The 1,308-nt window shown below is 55.1% G+C and carries 2 protein-coding genes; one reads left to right on the forward strand and one right to left on the reverse strand.

Features of this window, described 5'->3' with window-relative positions:
* Positions 1–155 precede the first annotated feature (155 nt).
* Positions 156–320 (forward strand): hypothetical protein, encoded by a 165-nt coding sequence (locus tag FME68_RS12905; RefSeq protein ID WP_158397781.1) that lies wholly within the window; start codon positions 156–158, stop codon positions 318–320.
* A 293-nt stretch (positions 321–613) separates the two neighbouring features.
* On the opposite strand, the gene FME68_RS12910 is transcribed toward FME68_RS12905, so the two are convergent.
* On the reverse strand, positions 614–1,195 hold the full coding sequence (locus FME68_RS12910) for a hypothetical protein (RefSeq protein WP_328287861.1): 582 nt from the start codon (positions 1,193–1,195) through the stop codon (positions 614–616).
* Between the last annotated feature and the right edge of the window lie 113 nt (positions 1,196–1,308).

Genomic DNA, 1,308 nt, shown 5'->3' on the forward strand with positions numbered 1-1,308 from the left:
ATGTCGATTTGGGGTAGTTGGTACCGCGAGTCCGCGTAGTTGGTACCGGTGTTCCGTGTATCCGGTACTGCATGGGGTTTCTTTCATAGTTGATGTTGGCGACACCACAATCCGCTGGTGTTGCGTCAACTTCTACTTGGAAGGAGCTGCTCCTTGTGGCCAACTTCAAGCAGATCATTGCGATGTGCCTTGATGGTGCTAGCTATGCTCAGATCACACACGCATTGAGGTATTCACGACGGGAAGTATCCCGTGCAAAGAAAGTCATCTCTGATGAGGGCCCGCCACAGGAAATAATAGAAATCAAGGCAAATGCCTAGGAACAAAACTCGGGGCACTTCACTGCTGTATCTCGGCGGGGCATGTCGGTGTCAACGTCTAGGGGTATTGAGCAGAGTGATATTTAGCCCGCTGCGTTCGGCTTGGTCGATGTGGATTTTGTCAGGAAACCAGGATGAGGCCGCCGATCCAGCTAAGGAAACGGACGGGACCTATCGGTGCCAAATGGTGCCAAATGGTGCTACCCTAGTGTTATTGCCACCTGTTACGACAGGATCGGAAGAAGACCCTGGGACCCCAGCCGGACGACTGGACCCAGGGTCTTCGCTTGCCTCTAGAGGGAATCCGGGGTGGGACGGTTGAGGACCACTTTCTCGTGCAGCTTCTCCCAGTACTGCTCTTCCCCTAGATGGAGGGAGTTCAGTGCTCCCAGAACGGCATCTGGAATCCAGAGCAGGGGATCATCGCCACCGCGTACGTGTCGCAGTCGGATGCCAGCACTTTGTCCCTGGCCCTGCAGGGCAACTATATGGGCGACGTCTCGCCTGTTTTGTGCTTCTTGCCGGCTTTCCAAAGTGACGTTGTGGACGTGCATCTCGGAGAGCTCGAAGTACATCTGCTCCAAGCATTTCCTACGGTGCCTCTCCGTCTTCTTGCTCACTTCACTCTGGTGGGTGATGATCGCTTGCATGGAGTCGATCTCAGAAAGGGTGTCCACGATTTTTCGGCGTCGGCTATTACGTTCGTCGGTCCAGTGAAGTTTGACCTGGCCAGGAAGTCGTAGTGGACGCAGCTCCTCGCGTATTTTTTCCAAGTCTTGAGTGTCGATGATGGCTGCACACACCATGTACTCCTGCCGGTCTGGGGGTCTAAGGGCGGAGGACTCATCGATGTAGGCGACTAGCTGTGATTCCACCCTGAAATTGTAGCCCGTCCGGGCCGACGCACCCCTCGGCCCGGTACCAACTACTCGGAACACGGCAGTACCGAGTCCCCAGAACACCGGTACCAAAAACTCGCATCTGACAC

The sequence above is a fragment of the Corynebacterium hiratae genome (genome assembly GCF_009708045.1).
In the GTDB taxonomy this organism is placed as follows: domain Bacteria; phylum Actinomycetota; class Actinomycetes; order Mycobacteriales; family Mycobacteriaceae; genus Corynebacterium; species Corynebacterium hiratae.